We start from the raw sequence: 21,951 nt of genomic DNA on the forward strand, positions 1-21,951 counted from the left end.
GAGAAGACCGAGTTAGCGGTGGAGGAGACTAGAAGGTCTTGTACTGCACCTTGAAGTGTTCCTCGAGCTCTTCGAGGGTCTTGCCGCGAGTCTCCGGAACGCTCGTGGCCACGAACAGGATGGCCAAGAACCCCACCGCCGCGAAGAGCAGGAAGGTCGCGAACCCCATCGACGCCACGAGGGACGGGAAGACGAGCGACACGATCGCGTTCGTGAGCCACAGCACAAGTACCGTGATGCCGATCATCAGGCCGCGCATCTTGAGCGGGAAGATCTCAGCGATCATCAGCCACACGAGCGGGCCGATGGTGCCCTGCATAATACCGACGAACAGCAGGATGCCCACGAGCAGCAGCCACGGGCGCAGCGGGTTGTCTTCGGGCATCGCCACGCCGATAGTGCCCACGAACAGGTGCATGGTCGTCGTGCCGATGAAGCCGAACAGCAGCAGGCTGCGTCGGTTGAACTTGTTGATGATGTTGAGCGCCACGAGCACGGCACACACCGAGATCACGCCGTTGAGCACATTGAAGCTCAACGCGGCATCCCGAGTGAAGCCGGCCTGCTCGAGTACCTGGGTGCCGTAGTACATCATCGAGTTGATGCCGGTGAGCTGCTGGTACGCGGCCAGGCCGATGCCGATGAACAGCAGGCGGCGCATCCACGGCTGACGGATGATGTCTGACCAGCCGCCGGAGCGCTCATCCGCTTGCTCGGCATTGAGAAGGCGCACCTCGGTCATTTCGGCGACGGCGCGGCCTTCGGGGCGCACCTGCATGAGCACGGCGAGGGCTTCTTCGTGCCGGCCCTTGGAGAGCAGCCAGCGGGGGCTTTCCGGCATCCGCAGCATGCCGAAGAACAGCACGAATGCGGGGAGCACCGCCACCGAGAGCATGTAGCGCCACACGTCTTCGTTTGCGCCCCAGACGTTGCCGATGATGGCGTTGATCGCGAAAGCGAGGAACTGGCCCATCACGATCATGAGTTCGTTACGGGAGACCAGGCTCCCACGGCGCTCAAACGGCGCGATCTCCGCGAGGTACACGGGCACCGTAACGGATGCGCCACCGACGGCGACTCCGAGGATGAAGCGGAACCCGAGCAGGATCTCGTAGGTGGGGGCGATCACGCAGCCCGCAGCTCCGATGAAGAAGATCACGGCGAGCAGCAGGATGTTCTTGCGGCGACCGGTGTAGTCGGAGAGGCGTCCGCCGAGGAGGGCGCCGAGGGCGGCACCGATCAACAGCGTGAAGGTAATGAGTCCTTCCTGCACCGGGTTGAGGCTGAAGTACTCCATCATGAACGACAGGGCGCCGTTGAGTACTCCGGTGTCGTAGCCGAAGAGCAGGCCGCCGAAGGTGGCGATCACGGCCACGAGGCCGAGCCTCCTGTTGTAGGGGCCGTCCGCGAGCGGGGGCAGCTTGAGACTTATCGCATTGGTGATGGGGCCACCGAGTGACACGTTGTTCCTTTCAGCGTGATGCGGGCAGGTACTCCGGCGGATGCCCGTGGTCGCGTATCGCGCCGGGCCGGAGGCGTGAGAGCTCACGCCGGGATTCCCGTTGAGTGGGGGATTTCGGTCAGCCGCTGGTGTCAGGTGCTGAGGGAAACCAGTGTTTTCTGAATGTGACTGACACGCTCCGTTGCGTCTGTGGCTGCTGATCGAGTGATCGTGCGGCTCTGGGTGCCTCAGTCATTATGTTAGGACATTCTGCCAAGGAATGCGAATGTGGACGCGCAAAAAAAGGACCGCACCCTCGCTGAGGGTGCGGTCTGGTGTGCGAACGGACCTAGAGCTTGGGGCGCTGGGCGGCGTTCTGCGCGAGCAGGTCGCGGATCTCGGTGAGGAGGTCGAGCTCGGTCGTGGGGTCCACCACGGCGGCGGCGGGAATGCCGGCGTTGCGGCGGCGGTCCTGGGACTCCTTGAGCTTGTTGAGGGGCATCACGAAGACGAAGTACACCACGGCGGCGGTGAGCACGAACGTGATGAGGGCCGCGAGCACCATGCCGAAAGACAGCGTGGAACCTCCGGGCAGGGCGACAGTCATGGCTCCCGCCAGGCTGTCGGCATTGAATACTGCAGCGATCAGCGGGTTGAAGATTCCGTTGACGACGGCCTGCACGACAGCGGTGAACGCGACACCGATGACGAAGGCAACGGCGAGGTCGATGACGTTGCCGCGCATGATGAATTCTTTGAAGCCATTAAGCATGGTGGTGCTCCCGATCAGGTAAGAATTAGGACGCCGTAGCGGCGCTCGAGCTTGAGCTGGTAGTGGAACCGGAGGACGGCTTCGCGGCTGGAGACGATGTTTCCTTCTTCGCGGTCGAACTGGGGGTGCTCTCCGACTTGGTGGGGGAGGCGGACTCAGACTTCTCGCTCGGCTTGCGATCGAGATTGGTGTTGGACCGCTTCGAGTCCGACTTCGAATCGTTGCTATAGAATCCGGACCCGCTGAACGTCACCCCAATAGAGGAGAACACCTTGCGGAGCTTTCCCTGGCAGGTGGGGCACACCGTGAGCGAGTGGTCGGTGAAGGCCTGCTGGATGTCGAAGGCGGTGTCGCACTCGGTGCAACGGTAGGAATAGGTAGGCACGAAATCTCCAGCTGGTAAGGCGCGGCAGGCGATTGTCTGCCGGGTGGATCAGAATCAGAACGCGATGATGCGGGTGGGGGTGACCAGGCCGTTGACCGGCTGGTCGTGCACCTCGCGGGGCACTTCCTCCAGGTACTCGCTGTCGAAGACGACGGCGTATACCGGGGGACATTTTTCCATGGAACCCAGTGTCTTGTCGAAATACCCTCGACCCCAACCCATGCGCAACCCCGACGCATCCACTGCCGCAGCCGGCACGATGATGAGGTCAACGTCGTTGATGGCGATCGGACCGAGCAGCTCACCCACGGCTTCCGGCACTCCGGCGAGACCTTCGATCTCGTCTTCGTTGTTGCCGACGGTCCAGTCGAGCAGTCCGTCCTCCCTCGAAATGGGGAAGAGCACGCGTATGCCCTGCTCCGCTGCCCAGTTCACGAAGGGACGAGTGTTCGGCTCGTTGTTCGAGGAGAGGTAGCAGGAGATCGATTGGGCGGACACCTCGGCAACGAGCCGTTGCAGGTTCTCGGTGAAACCGGCCGAGGCGTCTTCGCGCTCGAGTGAGGTGAGATTGCGGCGGCGTTCCCGTAGCTCAGCCCGGAGCGCTCTCTTCTGGTGAGCGATGTCTGAGTCCATACAAGACATTCTAGATGCCGCTAACGTAGGGGCCATGGGAACCCAAATTACGAAGGCCGTCATTCCAGCAGCAGGTCTCGGCACACGATTCTTGCCCGCAACCAAGGCGATGCCCAAGGAGATGCTCCCCGTGGTGGACAAACCCGCCATCCAGTACGTCGTTGAGGAGGCCGTGGCGGCCGGGCTGAGCGACATCCTGATGGTGACGGGACGCAACAAGAACGCCCTCGAGAACCACTTCGACCGCATGACGGAACTTGAAGCCATCCTCGAGCGCAAGGGTGACCACTCCCGTCTCACCAAGGTACGCGAGTCCAACGAGCTCGCCGACATCCATTACGTGCGCCAGGGAGACCCGCGCGGACTCGGCCATGCCGTGCTCCGCGCTCGCATGCACGTGAACCACGAACCCTTCGCCGTGCTCCTCGGTGATGACATCATCGACGCCCGCGACACTCTCCTCACCCAGATGCTCGATGAACAGGTGAAGCGCAACACCACTATCGTCGCCCTGATGGAAGTCGACCCCTCCCAGATTCACATGTACGGCGCTGCGGCGATCGAGCCCACCGATGACCCAGACGTCGTGCGCATCACCGGCCTGGTGGAAAAGCCCAGCGCAGCGGATGCCCCCTCCAACCTCGCCATCATCGGCCGCTACGTGCTGCGCCCCGAGATCTTCGACATCCTCGAGCACACGGCGCCGGGCAAGGGTAACGAGATCCAGCTCACCGACGCGCTGCAGGAGATGGCCATCAACCCCGAGGAGACCGGTGGGGTGTACGGCGTGATCTTCCGCGGCCGTCGGTACGACACCGGGGACCGACTCGACTACATCAAGGCCATCGTGCAGCTTGCCGTGGACCGTGAAGACCTCGGGCCGGACCTGCGCCCGTGGCTGCACGACTTCGTGGGCACGCTCGACAAGTAGGCTTTTCCCAGACGAACGCCCACCCCAGCCCCGCAGACAGACAGGTCACACGTGCCACTCGCCATTCCCACCCTCCGGGAGGGCCTCGTTACTCTGCGCCCGGTGCGCTTGCGGGACGCGAAGGCCCTCGAGGGTGAACTTCTCGACAACCGCTCCTGGCTGCGCAAATGGGAGGCGACCAACCCCTACGCGCCGATGTCTTTCGACTCGCGGGCGAGCATTCGTGGTCTGCTGTCCCACTCGCGGGCCGGCAACGGGCTGCCGTTCATTGTGGAGTACGACGGGCAGCTGGCCGGGCAGCTCAACGTCTCGTCGATCGCCTGGGGTTCGTTGTCGTCGGCGAGCATGGGCTATTGGGTCGGCGAGAAGTTCGCCGGCAAGTCGGTTACGCCCACGGCCGTGGCCCTGGCCACCGACTATTGCTTCTACCAGCTCGGGCTGCACCGCATGGAAATCTGTATCCGCCCCGAGAACGCGCCGTCGTTGCGGGTGGTCGAGAAACTCGGGTTTCGCTACGAAGGTCTGCGTCGCCGATTCATCCACATCAATGGGGACTGGCGCGACCACTTCTGTTTCGGGCTTGTGGCCGAAGAGCTCGACCAGGGCGTGATGCGGCGGTGGAAAGACGGCCGGGTGCCGGCCGACGCCGCCGTCGTGTCCGAGGCGGACCGAGAGCGCTCGGCGCATCCGCTGGACATCAAGACCCGATAATTCTTGTACAGGTACAAATTATGTCAAATATCGAGGACACACCACCCGTAATCATGCCCGGATCGCCCGCTGACTCTTACCGTTGTCAACATGACTGGTGAGGCTCTGGGTGGTGGGGTGATGGTAGCGGTGGCTGCTGTGCTCTGGGTGGCGTATCTGATGCCCACCTGGTCGCGCCGCAGGGAGTACCTCGCCACCGAGCGAAATGCGGTGCGCTTGCAGCAGACTCTGCGCATTCTGGCCGAAACCGCCGAGGTTCCGCAGCAGGTTCGCCTTGAGGCGAATGCCCGCACCGTGGCCGAACAACAAAAGATCCTCGCGCAGAGCGAGGAGGCCGCGCGCAACACTGCCCGCGCCCTGGCGAAGGCGCAGGTAAAGTCGGATGCCGAGGCGAAAGCCGCCGAAGCGGATGCCGAGGCCGCAGCGCGCGGTGTTGTCGCCGCCATCGAGGCGGCCAACCGGGTGCCCGTGCCGGTGTCGCCGGCCAAGATCATGCGACGGCTGCGTCGTGGACGTGCCCTCAGTTCGCTCGTCTTGCTCACCGGGCTGCTCTGCACTCTCGGCGGCATCGTGCCGATCGTGGCGACCGGATCCTGGTTTCTGCTCGGAATGGGGGTGGCCACGATTGTGGCCGCTTTCCTCACGCTCTCCAGGCTGGCGCGGGTGGCGCGCACCGCCCGCGTCGTGCACGTGTCGGTGCCCGAGCGCGTTCGGCTCACCGGTCAAACCTTCGAGCCCGTTCAGTTCGAAGATGTTCCCGTCGTGGTGCAGACCTGGACTCCCCAGCCCCTTCCCCGGCCGATGCACCTTTCGCGTGGGTCGATCGCGCAGACCGCCATGGCCTCGGTGGATGCCGCGGCCCAGCTGCGCCGGGTAGCAGCCGAGGCAGACATCGAACGTCGGGCATCGCAGATCAGCGCTGCCGCCGCTCCGGCGCCGCGCTCTCTGCCGGTTGCCAAGCCCGCTGCGGACAGCCGTTTTGCCGCGATGGGTATCGTGGGCGAGACCGAGCCCGGCATGACCGACCTCGACGCCGTGTTGCGTCGCCGTCGCGCCGTCGGTTAGGGGCTCGACCCGCGGCATCCGCTTCAGCCGTCTTCCTGAGGCGGCGACTGCCCTCGTGCGCCGCAAAGCTGCACGGGCTGGCGGTATCGCGGGCGCCCGTGCAGCTTTCGGGCGCACGTGGCACCGGCAGGGTGCCCGGCCGTGATATTCTGCATAGGCAGTCAGGGGCTATGGCGCAGTTGGTAGCGCGTCTCGTTCGCAATGAGAAGGTCAGGAGTTCGAATCTCCTTAGCTCCACCACTGTAAACACACGAAGGGCCGACATCCAAGAGGATGTCGGCCCTTCGTGTGTGTTGAGTTCGGTGTCGCCTCAGCTTCCGCTCGGTGGTGCATCGCTAGCGCGCGGGGTGTTGCAACTTCTGCGTGATCCTGTGGGCCTCATCGAGGAGCATCTGCCCGAGGTATGGTTGACGCCCCGCCCGGAATCGCGGCTCGATGCCGGTGAGGGAAAGTGCCCAGGTGGGGCGGCCGGCACGGTCGAAGATGGCCGCGCCCATGCCCCAGCTGCCCTCGAGGATGAGTTCGGGGTTGACCGCGTAGCCCGTGGCCCGTGTCTGTTCGATGTGCGCTCGAATGGCGTCGGGTGAGTGCTGCTCGCCCCAGCGCTCGATGAAGGCCTCATCCTGCACGAGCAGGCCGTCGACTTCCTCGGTGGACAGGTAGGCCATGATGGCCAGGCCAGCGGATGCGACGCCGAGCGGAAAGCGCACTCCCTCGTGCAGCACGAACGAGCGAATGGGAAAGCTGCCCTCCTCGCGCAGCAGGCAGATTGTCTCGGCGCCTCTCCGGATGGAGAGGAAGGCGCTCTCGCCCGTCTCTTCGGCCAGGCGATGCAGGCTCGGGCGGGCGAGGTCTTCGATGGGGTACGACTGGGCGGCCACGGTGCCCATGACGAAGATCTCCGGGCCGTAGCGCCACGTGCCGGCGGTCGGGTCGTGGTCGAGCAGTCCCTCAGCGACAAGGGACGCGAGCAACCGGTGAACCGTGGGCCGGGTGAGCCCGCATTCGCGCACGATCTGGGCCAGCGGCACGCCGGCGGGGTTCTGGCCGACCAGGCGCAGCAGCAGGGCTACCCGGCTCACGACCTGGGCGCCCTGAACGGGGCGTGGTGAACCGGTATGTGTCTGGGTGGCCACGGTGCCCGCTTTCCCTCGGTGGAACGCCTTGTGTCCATAATATGGACATGAGGTGCGGCCGCGCTCACGCCGTGGATGGTTCACGGGAATGCACCTCTCGATCCATTGACACAGGGGCCGTAATCACGGTTGTGTAGAGGGATACCAGCCGGGTCCACAAAGTGGACACGGCCCACAGTCCACTCAATGAGGAGATCCAGTGACCAAGGTGCACACAAGCGCGGCAGAGGCCCTCGCCGACGTTCTCACAGACGGCATGGTGCTCGCGGTAGGGGGCTTCGGCCTCAGCGGCATTCCGGCCGACCTGATCGACGCGGTGCGGGCATCCGGTGTGAAAGACCTCACCGTGGTCTCCAACAACATGGGCATCGACGGCAAGGGCCTCGGCGTGCTGCTCGAAGCCGGCCAGGTGCGCAAGGTGATCGCCTCCTACGTGGGCGAGAACAAGCTCTTCGCCGAGCAGTTCCTCGCCGGGGCGCTCGAGGTGGAGTTCAGCCCCCAGGGCACCCTCGCCGAGCGCCTGCGGGCAGGCGGCGCGGGCATCCCCGCTTTCTACACGAAGACCGGCGTGGGCACGCTCATCGCCGAGGGCAAGCCACTCGCCGACTTCGACGGCGTCACCTACGTGCAGGAACGCGGAATCGTAGCGGATGTCGCACTCGTGAAGGCCTATCTCGCCGATACCAGAGGCAACCTCGTCTACCGCTACACGGCGCGCAATTTCAACCCCGTGGTCGCGACCGCGGGCCTCGTGACGATCGCCGAGGCCGAACGCATCGTCGAGCCAGGCGAGATCGAGCCCGACCACGTGGTGACGCCCGGGGTCTATGTGCAGAGACTCGTGCAGTCAGCCAACCGCACCAAGGACATCGAACAACGCACCGTGCGCACCCGCCCGGCTGCGTTCATGACAGCAGCCGCAACGGCATAAGGAGAGTTGACATGACCTGGACACGAGACGAAATGGCCGCGATCGCGGCCGAAGAACTCTCCGACGGCGACTACGTGAACCTGGGGATCGGCATCCCGACCCTCGTGGCCAACAATCTGCCGGAGGGCATCTCCGTGACGCTGCAGAGCGAGAACGGCCTGCTCGGCATGGGTCCGTTCCCCTTCGAGGGCGAGGAAGACGCCGACCTCATCAACGCCGGCAAGCAGACCGTCACTGTGCTGCCCGGCGGCTCGATCTTCGACTCGGCCACCTCGTTCGGCATGATCCGCGGCGGGCACGTGAAGGTCGCCATCCTCGGGGCCATGCAGGTGGCAGGCAACGGCGACCTCGCCAACTGGACCATCCCCGGCAAAATGGTGAAGGGCATGGGTGGCGCGATGGACCTCGTGGCCGGTACCCCTCGCGTGGTCGTGCTCACCGAGCACGTGGCCCGCGACGGCTCCGCCAAGATCGTCACCGAGTGCACCCTGCCACTCACCGGCCTCGGCGTGGTCGACCGCATCATCTCCGACCTCGCCGTCTTCGACGTGACCCTCGACGGCCTCGTGCTGCAGCGCCTCGCGCCCGGCGTGACCGTGGCCGACATCACCGAAAAGACCGAGGCAGCGTTCGCGGTTGCCGCCGATCTGGTGGAGGTCTTCGCATGAGCCTGCGCGAACAGTTCGGCCGTGACGTTCTGCTCACCGGCTGGGGACACAGCCGCTTCGGCAAGCTCGTAGACGACACCCTCGAGACCCTCATCGTGCAGGTGGCCACGGAAGCGATGACGAACGCGGGCGTCGAAGCATCCGCTATCGACGAGATTTACCTCGGACAGTTCAACTCGGGGCTCGTGCCGCTCGGGTTTCCGTCGTCGCTCGTACTGCAGGCCGATGCCGGCCTGGTGAACGTGCCGGCGACCCGAGTGGAGAACGCCTGCGCGTCGGGTTCGGCCGCGCTGCAGCAGGGCGTGAAGTCGATCCTCGCCGGCACCGCGCGTACCGTGCTCGTGATCGGCGCGGAGAAGATGACGCACGCCCCGCCCGAGCTCGTTGGTTCGGCGCTGCTCGGCGCCGACTACGACATGGCCGGCAAGCACTCCACCGCGGGGTTCACCGGGCTGTTCGCGCACGTGGCCCGCGAGTACGAGGGGCGCTACGGCGCGATCGGCGACGTGCTCGGCTCGATCGCCGCTAAGAACCACCGCAACGGCGTGGCCAACCCCTATGCCCAGCTGCGCAAGGACCTCGGCGAGGAGTTCTGCCAGACCGTGTCGGAGAAGAACCCCCTGGTCTCCGACCCCCTTCGCCGCACGGACTGCTCGCCGGTCTCCGACGGCGCGGCCGCTGTGGTGCTCACCTCGGCTGATTTCAGAACGGATGCCGCAGCCACCGACCCCGTGCGCCTCGCAGGTTTCGGGCAGGCGAACGACTTTCTGCCCGCGGCTCGTCGCGATCCCACGGCTTTCGCGGCCACGCGCGTGTCGTTCGAGCGGGCGCTCGCCATGGCGGGCGTGGGCCTCGGCGACCTGGACTTCGCGGAGGTGCACGACTGCTTCACCATCGCCGAGCTCATCATGTACGAGGTGATGGGGCTCACCGCTCCCGGCGAGGGGCGCCGCGCCGTCGAGGAGGGCTGGGTCTACCCCGAGGGCAAGCTTCCCGTGAACGTGTCGGGCGGCCTCAAGGCGAAGGGACACCCTGTCGGTGCCACCGGGGTCTCGCAGCACGTGATCTCGGCGATGCAGCTCACCGGAACGGCCGGCGCGATGCAGCTGCCGAACCCGCGCCGCGCCGTCGTGCAGAACATGGGCGGGGTAGGCGTGGCCAACTACGTGAGCGTGCTCGAGGCTGTGTAGGCGGCCGGTGGGGCATCCGCTGCTCGGTTCCGTGAGGCAATATGGGCCGGATTGTTGAACAATCTGGCCCAGTAGGGCATTCTTGAGGGAACAAAATTTCTCGAGCGGGAAGGCGACGATGCCCACCACAAGTATTGACCTCAATAGTGACGTGGGGGAGTCCTTCGGCAATTGGACCTTCGGTGACGACGCCGCCATCATCGCCTCGGTCTCGAGCATCAACGTGGCCTGCGGCTTTCACGCCGGCGACCCCAGCACCATCCGGGCAACGTGCAAGGCGGCCGCCGAGGCCGGCGTGACTGTGGGCGCGCACCCCGGTTATCGTGATCTAGCCGGCTTCGGGCGCCGGTTCATCGATATGAACCCCGCAGAACTCACCAACGACGTGGTCTACCAGATCGGCGCCGTTCAGGCGCTCGCCCGCGTGGCCGGCACCGAGGTTCGCTACGTGAAGCCCCACGGAGCCCTCTACAACTCCATCGTGCACCACCCCGCACAGGCCCGCGCCGTGGTGGAGGCCGTGCTCGCCGTCGACCCCGGACTGCCCGTGATGGTGCTGCCGAAGTCCGAGATCGAGCGCGCCGCCCGCGCCGCCGGGCTGCGCACCGTGGCGGAAGGATTCGCTGACCGCGCCTATAACCCCGACGGTACTCTTGTATCGCGCGCGCTCCCGGGTGCCGTACTGCACTCCGTCGATGCCGTCACCGAGCACGTACTGCGTCTGGTGGGTGACGGCCAGGTGCGTGCCGTCGATGGCTCCCTCATCAGCGTCGAGGTGGACAGTATCTGCCTGCATGGGGACACCCCCGACTCCGTGCGACTCGCCGCAGCCGTGCGCGCCGCCCTCGTCGACTCCGGCGTCACGATCGTCAGTTTCGCCTAAGCGGATGTCCCACCAGATTCAGGAGATCCGGCTCGCCGGAGACCGCGCCGTGCTGGTGCAGCTCGGCAGCCTCAGTGACGTGCTGCGCCTGCGGCACGCGCTCGGGCAGCATCCGCTCGAGGGACAGGTCGACGTGGTTGCGGCCGCGCGTACCGTTCTAGTGACAGGGGACTCCGCCCGCGCCGCGCGCCGTTTCCCCGCCGCGCTGCGAGGGCTCGAGCTCGGCACCGAGGCCGTCGCCGCCGACACCCTTGTGACCCTCGACGTGATGTACGACGGTGAAGACCTCGACGACGTGGCCGCGGCCACCTCGCTCAGCCGTGACGCCGTGGTCGCCGCGCACACCGGGCAGGTGTGGACGGCGGCCTTCGGCGGTTTCGCTCCAGGGTTCGCCTACCTCGTGGGCGCGAACGAGACCCTCACGGTGCCCCGCCGCGACACCCCGCGCAAGGCGGTTCCCGCGGGGTCCGTCGCGCTCGCCGACAACTATTCGGCGGTGTACCCCCGGCAGAGCCCCGGTGGCTGGCAACTGATCGGCCGCACCGACGCTGCGCTCTGGAACCTCGACCGGGAGCAACCTGCCCTCGTGCAGCCCGGCAACCGCGTGCAGTTCCGCGCCGTGCGGGAGCTCGTGCGCGCGGCTGTCGTGTCTGGCGAGCCCGGGGCGGCCTGCGACGGCGGACTTCTCGTCGTGGATCCCGGCGTGCAGACCACCATTCAGGACCTCGGTCGCCCCGGCCACGCTCACCTCGGCGTCACCGGCGGCGGGGCGCTCGATCGCGGCGCGCTGCGTCGCGCCAACCGTCTGGTGGGCAACGAAGCGGATGCCGCGGTGCTCGAAAACGCGCTCGGCGGACTGTGCCTCGAGGCCGTCACCGACCAGGTGATCGCGGTGAGCGGTGCCGGGGGAGAGCTCAGCGTCGCCGGCGTGGCATGCACCCCAGGCACCGCCCCAAGCGCGTCCGCCGACCGGCAGGTGCCGAGGGACGCGCCCTTCGCCCTGCTCGCCGGCGAACGCCTCACGCTCGACGCCCCCGCGTGGGGCGTTCGCAGCTACCTCGCGGTGCGCGGCGGCATCGACACGCCCCTCGTGCTCGGCAGCCGCTCCATGGACACTCTCTCGGGCATAGGCGGCTCGCTGCTCAGTCACGGCGACACTCTTGCCGTTCTTGAGGCACCGCCCACAAGCGTGGTCGGCAACCCCGAGCCGTCGCCGGTGGAGCCCGCCGAGGTCACTGAGGTTCGGTTCGTACCCGGCCCGCGGGCCGACTGGTTCAGCGCCGAGTCCCTGGGGCAGTTGAGGTCCACCGAGTGGACCGTGACAGCGCAGTCCAACCGCATCGGGCTGCGACTCGATGGCGTGCCGCTTGAGCGAACCCGCTCCGGTGAACTGGCCAGTGAGGGCACCGTCGCGGGAGCGATCCAGGTGCCGGCCTCCGGACTTCCTGTGCTGTTCCTCGCCGATCATCCCGTCACCGGCGGATACCCCGTCGTCGGCGTTGTAGTGGCCAGCGACCTTGACCTCGCGGCGCAGCTTCACGCGGGCGCGCGCATCCGCTTCACACCCGTTTCCGAGGTCCGGCCCGTGCAAGAACAGACAGTAGAGAGCTGACACCGTGCAGAAAGTATTGATCGCCAACCGCGGCGAGATCGCCGTGCGCATCATGAGAGCCTGCGATGACGCCGGCCTTGAGTCTGTGGCCGTGTACGCCGACGTGGACGCGCATGCCCTGCACGTGTCTGAGGCCACCGAGGCGTATGCCCTCGACGGCAATAGCCCGGCAGACACCTACCTCAACGTGAACAAGCTGCTCGGCATCGCCATGCGCTCCGGCGCCGATGCTGTGCACCCCGGCTATGGGTTTCTCTCCGAAAATGCCGACTTCGCCCAGGCCGTGCTCGACGCCGGACTCGTGTGGATCGGCCCGACGCCGGAGAGCATCCGGGTGCTGGGCAACAAGGTCTCTGCCCGCGAGATCGCCATCCGCGTGGGCGCCCCCCTCGTGGCTGGATCGGAAGGAACTGTCGAATCCGGCGCCGAGGTGCGCGCATTCGCCGAACAGCACGGCCTGCCCGTGGCCATCAAGGCCGCATTCGGCGGCGGCGGTCGAGGCATGAAGGTGGTCTGGAAGCTCGACGAGGTGGAGGAGGCCTTCGACTCTGCCGTGCGCGAATCCCAGGCCGCGTTCGGCCGGGGGGAGTGCTTCGTGGAGCGGTTCCTGCACGAGCCGCGCCATGTGGAGGCGCAGATCCTCGCAGACGGAGCCGCCAACGTGATCGTGGTCGGCACCCGAGACTGCTCGCTGCAGCGCCGCAACCAGAAGCTCGTCGAAGAGGCGCCCGCGCCGTTCCTCACGCCGGAGCAGCGCGAACAGATCTACACCTCGGCCAAGGCCATCTGTCGCGAGGCCGGCTACACCGGCGCCGGCACCGTGGAATACCTGCTCGGCCAGGACGGCAGCGTGTCTTTCCTCGAGGTGAACACTCGACTGCAGGTGGAGCACCCGATCACCGAACAGACCTCCGGTGTCGACCTCGTGCTCGCCCAACTGCAGATCGCCGCCGGCGGCCCCCTCCCGGTGCAGGAGGACCCTGAGCCCCACGGTCACGCCTTCGAATTCCGCATTAACGCCGAGGATCCGGGACGCGGCTTCCTGCCCTCGCCCGGCACGGTCACCCGGTTCGTCACGCCGACCGGACCCGGCATTCGCGTCGACTCCGGGGTGCGCGAAGGCGGCACCGTGCCCGCCCAGTTCGACTCTCTCCTTGCCAAGCTCATCGTGACCGGCGCGGACCGCCAGCAGGCGCTGCGCCGTGCCCGTCGCGCCCTCAAGGCCTTCGAGATCGAGGGGCTGCCCACGGTTCTGCCGTTCCACCGCGCCGTGGTCGAAACCGAGGCCTTCGGCGGCACCGACCGCCTCGGGGTGCACACGGGCTGGATCGAAGGTGACTTCGCGGAGACCATCCAGACCGACCCGTCGTTCCATCCAATGGCCCCCGATTCGGAGCGCCGCACGATCTCCATCGACCTCGACGGCAAGCGGATGTCCCTCGGGCTGCCCGCCGCACTGCTCGCGGGCCTCGCGCGAGGTGCCGCGCCGGGTGCGGCTCCCGATGCGGACCCCGCCGCCGAAGAAACCGTGGACCCCACCTCGCTGCGCTCCACGATGAGCGGCACCGTCGTGAAGTGGCTCGTGGAGGCGGGCGAGCCCGTAGCCGAGGGCGAAGCCGTTCTCGTGCTCGAGGCGATGAAGATGGAGTCCGTCGTAGTGGCTCATCGCAGCGGTGCGCTCACCGGCAAGCTCGTTCAGGTCGGCGACGCTGTCGTCGCACACGCGACCGTCGCCTCCGTTGTGGATTGACGAGGCCACCGACCCCATAGGTTGGGACTATGACTCTCGACGATATCCTGCAGGACCTGCGTCGACAGAGTTCAGACCCTAAGCATGCCGAGACCGGAATTTGGGTCGCCGCCGTGCTGAGGGACCGGATCGCGGCCGGCCAGCTGGCCCCGGGCGCCAAGCTCTCTGAGCAGGCGCTCAGCGAGGTTCTGAGCGTCTCGCGCAACACACTGCGGGAGGCCTTCTCCACCCTCGCGTCCGAGCACGTGGTTGTGCGAATCCCGAACCGTGGCGTCTATGTGGCGCGTCCGTCGGCGGACGACATCCGCGAGATGTATCGCGTGCGGAGATTTCTCGAGCCGGCCGCCCTCCTGTGGTCACCGGCGGGGGATACCGCCCCACTGCATGCCGCCGTGGCGCGTGCTCGCGAGGCACGGGAAGCCGGCTCGGTGTCGGAGATGGCCGATGCGAACCAGAAGTTCCATGCGGCGCTCGTGGCACTCACGGGCAGTGAGCGGCTCGTGCTGCAGATGACGCAGGTGCTCGCCGAAATGCGGCTCGTGTTCCACTCCATGGTCGCCGACGGTGGCTTTCACGCGCCCTACATCGAGCGGAACGCCCGCATGCTCGACCTCCTCGACGCCGGATTTCGCACCGAGGCCGCCGAGCTAATGACGGAGTACCTGCACCGCGCCGAGTCCCAGCTCCTCGCCGCGGTCGCCCACCCGTGCACCTGACGGACATCCCGCCTCGGAATGTATTGATATCCATCGATATAATGGGACCTGCTGGATTACCTGCTGGATTACCTGCTGGGGGATCGGCTCGGCCACCGCCGGTCGAGGCGCGACGGAGGAGCGATCGAGATCCCGCGAGCCGACCCTCGGACCGGGCTTGGGTCTGAGCAGCACCTCGCCAGGCCTCGATCGCTCGTGCCTCGCGCCTCGACCAGCGGTTCCCGCGTTTCAACCGGCGCTTGGATCGAGATCTCGAAAGGCTCGATCCGGCGGCTTGTCGAGATCTTGGGTTTAGGCGGGGGAGACCAGGTAGTCGGAGTCTCGGGCGTCGGTGATGAGCATGTGGCCGGGAGCGTGACCGATCGCGAGGGTGGGGCGTGACTCCATCACTGCGGCCTGCGGGGTGACGCCGCAGGCCCAGAACACCGGCACCTCGCCTGGCCGCACGACGACGGCGTCGCCGAAATCCGGCCGATCGAGGTCGATGCCGAGCGCAGCGGGGTCGCCCACGTGCACCGGGGCGCCGTGCACGGCAGGGTAGTGAGACGTGATGCGCACGGCATCCGCTACCCGATCGGCCGGAATCGGCCGCATCGATACCACGAGCGGGCCCGAGAGCGCGCCCGCCGGCGCGCACCGCACGTTGGTGCGGTACATGGGCACGTTCGTGCCTTGCTCGATGTGCGCGATCGCGATGCCGGCCTCCTGCAGGGCTGCCTCAAACGTGAAGCTGCACCCCACGATAAACGTCACGAGGTCGGGGCGCCACCAGTCGGCGAGGTCGGTCGGCTCGGCCACCAGGACACCGTTTTCGTACACTGTGTAACGGCCGACATCCGAGCGGATGTCCCCGCCCGCCAACAGCGGACCGCTCGTCTCGCCGGCATCCAGTACGCCCAGAATAGGGCACGCCTTTGGGTTGCGAGTGGCGAACAGCAGCACGTCGAAGGCCTGCGCCCGCGGCACGATGATGAGGTTCGCCTGCGTGAACCCGGCCGACCAGCCCGCCGTCGGCGTGGCCAGGCCCTCGCGGAACAGCGCGCGGGCCTCCGCGGGGATGACGGCGGCGGGGTCGGCCGGAACTGCGGAAGCAGCCACGGGCGCTAGACCCACAGCTTGGCGAGGCCGCCGAGGGACTGGTAACCGAGGAATAGGGTGAGCAGCCACGCGAGCACGCCGACGATGAGCAGCCACTTGGGGTACACGTAGCCGCCGAGCAGGTCCCGACGGCGCCAGGCCACCCAGATGATCACGGCGAAGCCGACCGGCAGGATCAGACCGTTGACGGCGCCGGCCATGATGAGCAGCGTGGCCGGGGCCTGGCCGATGAAGCTGAAGACGATCGTCGACACCGCGATGAAGACGCACGTGGCGATGCTGCGCTTGCGCGGAGAGGTCTTCGGCGTGGTGATGAAGGAGATCGACGTGTATGCTGCGCCGATCACGGAGGTGATCGAGGCCGCCCAGAGGATCACGCCGAAGAGGCGGAAGCCGAGCTCGCCGGCCGCCGACTGGAAGGCCTCGGCCGCGAGGTTGTCGCTCGTGAGGGCCACACCGCCGGCGACGACGCCGAGGATAGCGAGGAACAGGAGAACGCGGATGACGCCCGTGATGACGATTCCCATGATGGAGCTGCGGGTGATCTCGCCGACATTTTCCGGGCCGGAGACCCCGGCGTCGATCATGCGGTGCGCGCCGGCGTAGGTGATGTAGCCGCCGATGGTGCCGCCGATGAGCGTGGTGATGATGAGGAAGTCGATGCTGTCGGGGATGACGGCGTTCTTGATGGCGTCGCCGAGCGGCGGCTGCGACACGATCGCCACGTAGCCGATCAGGATGATCATCAGGGCGCCAAGCACGACCACGATCTTGTCGAGGGCGATGCCGGCCCGCTTGCTCAGGAAGATGGCGATGGCCACGGACGCCGAAAGGATGCCGCCCAGCCGAGGATCGATGCCCAGCAGCACGTTGAGGCCGAGTCCGGCGCCAGCGACATTGCCCACATTGAAGACCAGGCCGCCGAGGCAGATGAGAGCCGCGAGGAACCAGCCGGCGCCGGGAAGCACAGTGTTGGCGAGTTCCTGGGCGCGCTTTCCGCTCACGCCGATGACGCGCCACACATTCAGCTGCACGGCGATGTCCACGAGGATCGAGACGAGGATCGCGAAGGCGAATGCCGCGCCGAGTTGAACCGTGAAGTTTGTCGTTTGAACGATGAACCCGGGGCCCACCGCGCTCGTCGCCATGAGGAACATGGCTCCGAGCAGGGCGCTGCGGTGTTTGTTCTTGAGCTTGCGGGGCTTGACCGTCGTTGGTGAAACCGTGGGTGACATGGTGCGCTCGCTGTCTGCTTGGGGGAATCAGCGCCTGCGATCACCGATTGTTTTGTGACAGCCTACGATTGTTCAACAATCATTACAAGAGAAATGACGGATCCGGTTCGTCGTGCAACATAAGGGAATTCTCATCCCGACCGAGCCAGGGAGGGCGCGGGTGCCCCGATAATGAGCATATGTCCGACGCGACGCGATACCCTCAGCCGCGGTGGCGGCCGGTGCTGTCGGTTCGCGTGCGCATTCTCGCCTCGATACTTCTCGCGGCTGGCATCGGTCTGGCCGCGTCCGGCCTGGCCGCTGAACGCGGCGCTCTCGGCCGTGGTCCAGCGTCTGCGGCCCGCCACCAACGAGACGACGCTCGCCATCATCGACGGCGAAGCCGCGTTGACGCCCGGCGGGCAGGTGGACCTTCGCCTCGAAGACCCGGACTTCGTGGCGCGCATCGTGACCGAAACGGATGCCGGTGGCGTCGTTCTCGGCACCGCAGCGACATCCGCTCGCTTCGTTCGATACATTGCTGTTCCGGTGAGTCTCGACGGCGAGAACGGGGACCGGCTCTCGTGAGAAGAATCTTAGAATCGGGCGGCGCACGGCGCAAGTCAAGAACTCGGGGCGACGGGCCTAACGTGTGTGGCGGGCGATAGCGGGGGTAATCAGACGCGCCTCGGTTCCGAAAACCAGGCCTTCCTCGGTTGCGCTGGGGGCGGCATCCGGTGGAAAACTCTCCGTCATGGAGAGCGGCATTCGCGCGTTCCGGTAATAGAGGCCGGGCCCGGGTCGCCAGAACGCCGGAGTGGCGTCGGGCACCGCGCGCAAGAATCCACCCGTGTTGATCTCGACGCGCATGCCGCTCGGGTCGCGAAGGTACAGGTAGTTCTGTTCGCCGATGGCGTGCATGCTCGCGCCGAATTCCAGGTGTGTGCTCGGGCCGTGTTCGATGCGCACGCCCACCGAATCGAGCGCAGGGGCCGCCCTGAACAACTCAGCGCGGGTGTCCACCCGGTAGGCCATGTGGTTCATTCGACCGGGACGGTCGGAGCTGTCGAGCAACACCCCGAGGTCGTGAGCCGTGTCGGTCGTGCCGAGTACGGCAAAGACCGTGGTGCGCTCCTGGTCGAGCACGGTTCGCTGCTGCACCTGCAGGCCGAGAACGTCTTCGTGCCAGGCCAGGAAGGCAGAAACATCGGGCGCCGCCACCGAGACGTGATCGAGCTGGCGCACCTCGATCGCTGGAGATGGCGTGGCAGGCGCGGAATCCGCGTCGGCGTCTGAGTCGGTCTCCGGTAGGGGCTCTGGTGCATGAAACTTGTTGCCCTGTGAGAAGAGCTCCATGGTGTGCCCCCACGGTCCGGTGAACGAAAACGAGCGGCCGTGCCCGAAACTCCGCTCGTGCCACCTGCCCTGTACCCCGGCCGCCTCGACTCGGTGGGCGGCTTCGGTGAGGGAGGCGTCGCTCACCGTGCGCCAGGCCATGCTCACGAGAGCGGGTTCCGGACCGCGCTCGATCACCAGGCTGTAGAGGTAGTAGTCGTCGCTCGTGCGCAGGTACACCGCAGACGCGTCGCGGTGTGCCTCGTGCATGCCCAACCGCTGCCGATAGAAGGCAACGGATGCCGCCACATCCGCTGCCGCCAGTCGCACATGCAAGAGGTGGGACAGCAGCTTGATCATGGGGTGGGGCCAAACGTTAGAGCGCGCGCATGCGGTTGTTTCGGGCATTGTGCTCGAGTTCGGCGAGGCCGAGCGCCTCCATGAGCGGCGGAATGTACATGCCGAAGCGTCCCCGCAACCCCTTCTTCAGACCGTACCAGCCGCCGACCGGGTTGGTGTCCGATCGGCCCCAGGCCTCGACGGTGCCGTCCTTAGCCGGCTCCTGTTCGTCGGCGCTGCCGAGGTCCACCCAGTCGCCGACGGCAACGAGCATGGCGTGCAAGTCGTTGAGGCAGCGCAGCCGGTACTGGTGCGCGGTCGTGCCGACCACGCACACGAGAGCAGGTGGGTCGGCCTCTTCGTTGCGGTACATGAGGTACTCGGAGGTGCCGGGCGGAGTGCGCAGCACCCAGGGGTCGTCTGTGGTTTCGGTTCCCGTGGCGTCGTTGCTCATCGTTGGTTCCTCCTGTGATCGGCTCAATTCATTGTGGCCCAGTCGGAGGCGAGCCTGACCTAGGCTGTGGGAATGAATGACGTGGGTTTTCGCTCCCAGCGCGGTCCCATCCTCATCTCCCTCATGGTCACGACCGGGCTTGTCGCGATCGACGCCACGATCCTGGCCACCGCGGTGCCCACGATCGTGAACGACCTCGGCGGGTTCGCGCAGTTTCCGTGGCTGTTCTCGGTGTACCTGCTCGCGCAGGCGGTGTCGGTGCCGCTCTACGCCAAACTCTCCGACACGGTGGGCCGCAAGCCCATCATCCTCGTGGGCATCGCCCTCTTCCTGCTCGGCTCGATTCTGTGCGCCCTGGCCTGGAGCATGCCCGCGCTGATCGCGTTCCGTGCGGTGCAGGGCCTCGGCGCGGGCGCGGTGCAGCCGATGGCCGTCACGATCGCCGGCGACATCTACACAGTTGCCGAACGTGCCAGGGTGCAGGGCTACCTCGCGAGCGTCTGGGCGATCTCCGCCGTCGTGGGCCCGACTCTTGGCGGCCTCTTTTCGGAGTTTCTGTCGTGGCGATGGATCTTCTTCGTGAACATTCCGCTGTGTCTGCTCGCCGCCTGGCTGCTCGCCCGCAGCTTCCACGAGAAGATCGAGAAGCGCCGGCACCGCGTTGACTACCTGGGCGCCGCGCTGCTCACACTCTCGCTCACCCTGCTGATTCTCGCCGTGCTCGAAGGCGGGCAGTCCTGGGCATGGAACTCCCCGCAGTCAATCGGAGCCTTCGCGGGTGGTGGCCTGCTCCTGGCCGGTTTCGTGTGGGCCGAGACCCGGGCCGCCGAACCGGTGCTGCCACTCTGGGTGATCTCGCGGCGGCTGCTGCTCTCCACCTCGCTCATCGGGCTCGGAGTCGGCGCGATCCTGATCGGCCTCACCTCCTACGTTCCCACCTACCTGCAGGGGTCCCTCGGCACATCGCCGCTCGTGGCCGGGCTTGCCCTCGCCACGCTCACGATCGGCTGGCCGATTTCGGCCACGCTCTCCGGCAGGGTCTACCTGCGGTTCGGGTTTCGCACCACCGTGCTGCTGGGCATGGTGCTCGTCATCGCCGGCGCGAGCCTGCTCGCGGCCTTCGGCGGCCGACCCAACCTCGTGATCGTGGGCCTGGGGTGCTTCGTGGTGGGGCTCGGCCTCGGGCTCGTCGCCACGCCCAGCCTCGTGGCGGCGCAGTCGAGCGTGCCGTGGAACGAGCGCGGTGTGGTAACGGGTACGAACCTCTTCTCTCGCTCGATCGGCAGCGCCGTGGGAGTGGCCATTTTCGGTGCCGTCGCCAATGTCATCTTCGCCGCCGCCGGAACAGGAACACCCACGCCGGCCGCGGTCGAGGCGGCCTCCACAAGTGTGTTCATCGCCATTGTGATTGCCGCCGTGGGGGTTCTCGCGGCCGCGCTGTGGATGCCGGACGTGCGCGCGAACGCGCTGCCGGCATCCGCTCGCAGCGCGCCCCTGCCCGCCGATCCTCAGCAAACGGATGCCGACTAGCTGACAGTCGTCACCATGGTGAGCACGCTCGTGCCATCCACGTCGCTCGTGGCAAGGTGTACCCGCACGGAGCCCAGCTCGCCGAGGGCGGACACGTGTGTGCCGCCGCAGGGGATGCGCGCGGGCTCACCGGGAAGGGCGCACGCCCAGTAGCGACGGTCCGTGAGGCGGTCGCCGTCGCGGTCGATGTGCACGGCGGCATCCGTTTCGACCCACGCGGCGAGGGTGGCGTTGATGGCTTCCGTGAGTGCGGGCAAGGCGTCGTCGAATCCCTCCGTCACGAAGCCCTTCTTGCGCAGGGACTTGCCGAGCCGATAGGTGTCGGTGGAAGCGTTTTCGGTAATGAGAGACACATCGATCGCGGTACCGTCGAAATCGGGCGAGCCGAGCGCATCGGCGCGGGGCTCCTTCTTCCACCGGTCGGCGACGGCGAGGTTGAGCGCGAGCGAAGCCAGGTGGCAGGCCGTGTGGCCGGCGGAGGTGCGCGCCCGGAAGCCGGCGTCGACCGTGACCGTGGCGCGGTCGCCCTCGGCAAGGGCGGCATCGTCGGCAACGATGTGCACCGCCACGAAGGCCCACCCCGCCGTGCCCTTCGGCACGCGGATCGCGCGCCCGAGGTGCAGGGACGTGCCGTCGGTCGCGCCCACGATACAGTCGAGCACCGGGATATCGACCGCCTCGACGCGGAGGGCGGCGTGATCGGCGCCCTGGTCGGGCCAGCCGGCATCGACAGGGTGCACGCTCGTGGCGTTGAGCAGCACGGCGAGACGGCCGTCGGGCAGTGCCTCCACATGAAGCACGGTGGCCTCGGTTTCGAGGGCTCCGGCCGGGTAGGTGACGAGGGTGTCTTCGACGGGATAGCTCATGTGGTGCGGGCCTTTCACAGTGTGCGGGCGTGAACGAAAAAAAGGTGCCGCCACAACAGTGGCGACACCTTCGATGCTATGTCAGGGAGAGGAGCCTAGCTCTTGCGAGCCCTGGAGGCGCTTTCTTCAGACTTGGCCTTCTTGTCGGCCCTCTTCTCCTTGAGCGACTTGTCGGCAACCTTCTTGGTTGCGTCCTTCTTGGGTGATTTGTCAGCCATGTGCACTCCTTCGCAGTGAGCCTTGCCGGCCCCGTCCCTTGAAGAATACGCGGTATCCGCCGCCCGAGCACCA

Annotated in this window: 23 protein-coding genes and 1 tRNA gene; 13 read left to right on the top strand and 11 right to left on the bottom strand. The window is 66.7% G+C overall.

Annotated elements, in window-relative coordinates; genetic code table 11:
* Positions 1-28 precede the first annotated feature (28 nt).
* The 4 genes from BJ997_RS01535 to BJ997_RS01550 form a co-directional block, all read right to left on the bottom strand.
* Entirely contained in the window at positions 29-1,462 is a 1,434-nt protein-coding gene (locus BJ997_RS01535) for a sugar porter family MFS transporter (RefSeq protein ID WP_052542701.1), read from the bottom strand.
* 328 nt (positions 1,463-1,790) lie between these two features.
* Positions 1,791-2,213 carry a large conductance mechanosensitive channel protein MscL gene (gene mscL / locus BJ997_RS01540; protein WP_035839872.1) on the bottom strand — a complete coding sequence of 141 codons (423 nt, stop codon included), beginning with the start codon at positions 2,211-2,213 and terminating at the stop codon, positions 1,791-1,793.
* A 25-nt stretch (positions 2,214-2,238) separates the two neighbouring features.
* Complete coding sequence (locus BJ997_RS01545; RefSeq protein WP_035839869.1) at positions 2,239-2,598, bottom strand: FmdB family zinc ribbon protein; 360 nt, start codon at positions 2,596-2,598, stop codon at positions 2,239-2,241.
* Positions 2,599-2,652: 54 nt separating this feature from the next.
* Entirely contained in the window at positions 2,653-3,231 is a 579-nt protein-coding gene (locus BJ997_RS01550; RefSeq protein WP_035839867.1) for a 5-formyltetrahydrofolate cyclo-ligase, read from the bottom strand.
* A gap of 34 nt (positions 3,232-3,265) precedes the next feature.
* On the opposite strand from BJ997_RS01550, the gene galU reads away from it, so the two are divergent.
* From galU to BJ997_RS01570, 4 genes are all read left to right on the top strand, one after another.
* The gene (gene galU, locus BJ997_RS01555; RefSeq protein ID WP_035839865.1) at positions 3,266-4,162 is read left to right on the top strand and encodes a UTP--glucose-1-phosphate uridylyltransferase GalU; all 897 of its coding nucleotides are present in this window, start codon (positions 3,266-3,268) and stop codon (positions 4,160-4,162) included.
* Between the two features lie 51 nt (positions 4,163-4,213).
* Positions 4,214-4,873: a GNAT family N-acetyltransferase gene (locus tag BJ997_RS01560; RefSeq protein WP_035839864.1), complete on the top strand. Its 660-nt coding sequence runs from the start codon at positions 4,214-4,216 to the stop codon at positions 4,871-4,873.
* 90 nt (positions 4,874-4,963) lie between these two features.
* The gene (locus BJ997_RS01565) at positions 4,964-5,938 is read left to right on the top strand and encodes a hypothetical protein (RefSeq protein WP_183323219.1); all 975 of its coding nucleotides are present in this window, start codon (positions 4,964-4,966) and stop codon (positions 5,936-5,938) included.
* A 164-nt stretch (positions 5,939-6,102) separates the two neighbouring features.
* Positions 6,103-6,178: transfer RNA gene (locus BJ997_RS01570), tRNA-Ala, on the top strand.
* A gap of 95 nt (positions 6,179-6,273) precedes the next feature.
* On the opposite strand, the gene BJ997_RS01575 is transcribed toward BJ997_RS01570, so the two are convergent.
* Positions 6,274-7,074 carry an IclR family transcriptional regulator domain-containing protein gene (locus BJ997_RS01575; RefSeq protein WP_183323220.1) on the bottom strand — a complete coding sequence of 267 codons (801 nt, stop codon included), beginning with the start codon at positions 7,072-7,074 and terminating at the stop codon, positions 6,274-6,276.
* A 199-nt stretch (positions 7,075-7,273) separates the two neighbouring features.
* On the opposite strand from BJ997_RS01575, the gene BJ997_RS01580 reads away from it, so the two are divergent.
* From BJ997_RS01580 to BJ997_RS01610, 7 genes are all read left to right on the top strand, one after another.
* A complete protein-coding gene (locus BJ997_RS01580) occupies positions 7,274-8,005 on the top strand; it encodes a 3-oxoacid CoA-transferase subunit A (protein ID WP_183323221.1) in 732 nt (243 codons plus the stop codon).
* Between the two features lie 11 nt (positions 8,006-8,016).
* Entirely contained in the window at positions 8,017-8,673 is a 657-nt protein-coding gene (locus BJ997_RS01585) for a CoA transferase subunit B (protein ID WP_035835524.1), read from the top strand.
* On the top strand, positions 8,670-9,863 hold the full coding sequence (locus BJ997_RS01590; RefSeq protein ID WP_035835523.1) for an acetyl-CoA acetyltransferase: 1,194 nt from the start codon (positions 8,670-8,672) through the stop codon (positions 9,861-9,863). The genes BJ997_RS01585 and BJ997_RS01590 overlap by 4 nt, the downstream gene beginning before the upstream one ends.
* Before the next feature lie 118 nt (positions 9,864-9,981).
* Positions 9,982-10,746, top strand: coding sequence for a LamB/YcsF family protein (locus BJ997_RS01595; RefSeq protein WP_035835522.1), 765 nt, complete (start codon positions 9,982-9,984; stop codon positions 10,744-10,746).
* Positions 10,747-10,750: 4 nt separating this feature from the next.
* Positions 10,751-12,358, top strand: coding sequence for a 5-oxoprolinase subunit B/C family protein (locus BJ997_RS01600; protein WP_035835521.1), 1,608 nt, complete (start codon positions 10,751-10,753; stop codon positions 12,356-12,358).
* A gap of 4 nt (positions 12,359-12,362) precedes the next feature.
* A complete protein-coding gene (locus tag BJ997_RS01605) occupies positions 12,363-14,108 on the top strand; it encodes an acetyl/propionyl/methylcrotonyl-CoA carboxylase subunit alpha (protein WP_035835520.1) in 1,746 nt (581 codons plus the stop codon).
* 29 nt (positions 14,109-14,137) lie between these two features.
* Positions 14,138-14,824: a GntR family transcriptional regulator gene (locus BJ997_RS01610; RefSeq protein WP_035835519.1), complete on the top strand. Its 687-nt coding sequence runs from the start codon at positions 14,138-14,140 to the stop codon at positions 14,822-14,824.
* Positions 14,825-15,115: 291 nt separating this feature from the next.
* Here the strand turns inward: BJ997_RS01610 and BJ997_RS01615 are convergent, their stop codons facing one another.
* Together BJ997_RS01615 and BJ997_RS01620 are read right to left on the bottom strand one after the other, a co-directional pair.
* Positions 15,116-15,922 (bottom strand): putative hydro-lyase, encoded by an 807-nt coding sequence (locus BJ997_RS01615; RefSeq protein WP_035835518.1) that lies wholly within the window; start codon positions 15,920-15,922, stop codon positions 15,116-15,118.
* 5 nt (positions 15,923-15,927) lie between these two features.
* On the bottom strand, positions 15,928-17,157 hold the full coding sequence (locus BJ997_RS01620) for an NRAMP family divalent metal transporter (RefSeq protein WP_035835517.1): 1,230 nt from the start codon (positions 17,155-17,157) through the stop codon (positions 15,928-15,930).
* 171 nt (positions 17,158-17,328) lie between these two features.
* Here BJ997_RS01620 and BJ997_RS01625 point away from each other — a divergent pair, with 171 nt between their 5' ends.
* On the top strand, positions 17,329-17,724 hold the full coding sequence (locus BJ997_RS01625; RefSeq protein WP_183323222.1) for a hypothetical protein: 396 nt from the start codon (positions 17,329-17,331) through the stop codon (positions 17,722-17,724).
* A 57-nt stretch (positions 17,725-17,781) separates the two neighbouring features.
* Here BJ997_RS01625 and BJ997_RS01630 read toward each other — a convergent pair whose 3' ends face one another.
* A complete protein-coding gene (locus tag BJ997_RS01630) occupies positions 17,782-18,831 on the bottom strand; it encodes a VOC family protein (protein WP_035835513.1) in 1,050 nt (349 codons plus the stop codon).
* A 16-nt stretch (positions 18,832-18,847) separates the two neighbouring features.
* A complete protein-coding gene (locus BJ997_RS01635; protein WP_035835512.1) occupies positions 18,848-19,264 on the bottom strand; it encodes a DUF6855 family protein in 417 nt (138 codons plus the stop codon).
* A gap of 72 nt (positions 19,265-19,336) precedes the next feature.
* On the opposite strand from BJ997_RS01635, the gene BJ997_RS01640 reads away from it, so the two are divergent.
* Entirely contained in the window at positions 19,337-20,794 is a 1,458-nt protein-coding gene (locus BJ997_RS01640; protein ID WP_035835511.1) for an MDR family MFS transporter, read from the top strand.
* On the opposite strand, the gene BJ997_RS01645 is transcribed toward BJ997_RS01640, so the two are convergent.
* A complete protein-coding gene (locus BJ997_RS01645) occupies positions 20,791-21,660 on the bottom strand; it encodes an alanyl-tRNA editing protein (protein WP_035835509.1) in 870 nt (289 codons plus the stop codon). The genes BJ997_RS01640 and BJ997_RS01645 overlap by 4 nt on opposite strands.
* Before the next feature lie 95 nt (positions 21,661-21,755).
* The gene (locus BJ997_RS21700; RefSeq protein WP_255351502.1) at positions 21,756-21,878 is read right to left on the bottom strand and encodes a hypothetical protein; all 123 of its coding nucleotides are present in this window, start codon (positions 21,876-21,878) and stop codon (positions 21,756-21,758) included.
* Between the last annotated feature and the right edge of the window lie 73 nt (positions 21,879-21,951).

The sequence above is a fragment of the Cryobacterium roopkundense genome (genome assembly GCF_014200405.1).
Classification (GTDB): domain Bacteria; phylum Actinomycetota; class Actinomycetes; order Actinomycetales; family Microbacteriaceae; genus Cryobacterium; species Cryobacterium roopkundense.

Excerpts from the sequence above, each read along its gene's own strand:
- BJ997_RS01645 (WP_035835509.1), bottom strand. The coding sequence starts at position 21,660 with ATGAGCTATCCCGTCGAAGACACCCTCGTCACCTACCCGGCCGGAGCC.
- BJ997_RS01550 (WP_035839867.1), bottom strand. The coding sequence starts at position 3,231 with ATGGACTCAGACATCGCTCACCAGAAGAGAGCGCTCCGGGCTGAGCTA.
- BJ997_RS01590 (WP_035835523.1), top strand. The coding sequence starts at position 8,670 with ATGAGCCTGCGCGAACAGTTCGGCCGTGACGTTCTGCTCACCGGCTGG.
- BJ997_RS01625 (WP_183323222.1), top strand. The coding sequence starts at position 17,329 with ATGAGCATATGTCCGACGCGACGCGATACCCTCAGCCGCGGTGGCGGC.
- BJ997_RS01640 (WP_035835511.1), top strand. The coding sequence starts at position 19,337 with ATGAATGACGTGGGTTTTCGCTCCCAGCGCGGTCCCATCCTCATCTCC.
- BJ997_RS21700 (WP_255351502.1), bottom strand. The coding sequence starts at position 21,878 with ATGGCTGACAAATCACCCAAGAAGGACGCAACCAAGAAGGTTGCCGAC.
- BJ997_RS01585 (WP_035835524.1), top strand. The coding sequence starts at position 8,017 with ATGACCTGGACACGAGACGAAATGGCCGCGATCGCGGCCGAAGAACTC.
- BJ997_RS01610 (WP_035835519.1), top strand. The coding sequence starts at position 14,138 with ATGACTCTCGACGATATCCTGCAGGACCTGCGTCGACAGAGTTCAGAC.
- mscL (WP_035839872.1), bottom strand. The coding sequence starts at position 2,213 with ATGCTTAATGGCTTCAAAGAATTCATCATGCGCGGCAACGTCATCGAC.
- BJ997_RS01600 (WP_035835521.1), top strand. The coding sequence starts at position 10,751 with ATGTCCCACCAGATTCAGGAGATCCGGCTCGCCGGAGACCGCGCCGTG.
- galU (WP_035839865.1), top strand. The coding sequence starts at position 3,266 with ATGGGAACCCAAATTACGAAGGCCGTCATTCCAGCAGCAGGTCTCGGC.
- BJ997_RS01630 (WP_035835513.1), bottom strand. The coding sequence starts at position 18,831 with ATGATCAAGCTGCTGTCCCACCTCTTGCATGTGCGACTGGCGGCAGCG.
- BJ997_RS01620 (WP_035835517.1), bottom strand. The coding sequence starts at position 17,157 with ATGTCACCCACGGTTTCACCAACGACGGTCAAGCCCCGCAAGCTCAAG.
- BJ997_RS01595 (WP_035835522.1), top strand. The coding sequence starts at position 9,982 with ATGCCCACCACAAGTATTGACCTCAATAGTGACGTGGGGGAGTCCTTC.
- BJ997_RS01635 (WP_035835512.1), bottom strand. The coding sequence starts at position 19,264 with ATGAGCAACGACGCCACGGGAACCGAAACCACAGACGACCCCTGGGTG.
- BJ997_RS01565 (WP_183323219.1), top strand. The coding sequence starts at position 4,964 with ATGACTGGTGAGGCTCTGGGTGGTGGGGTGATGGTAGCGGTGGCTGCT.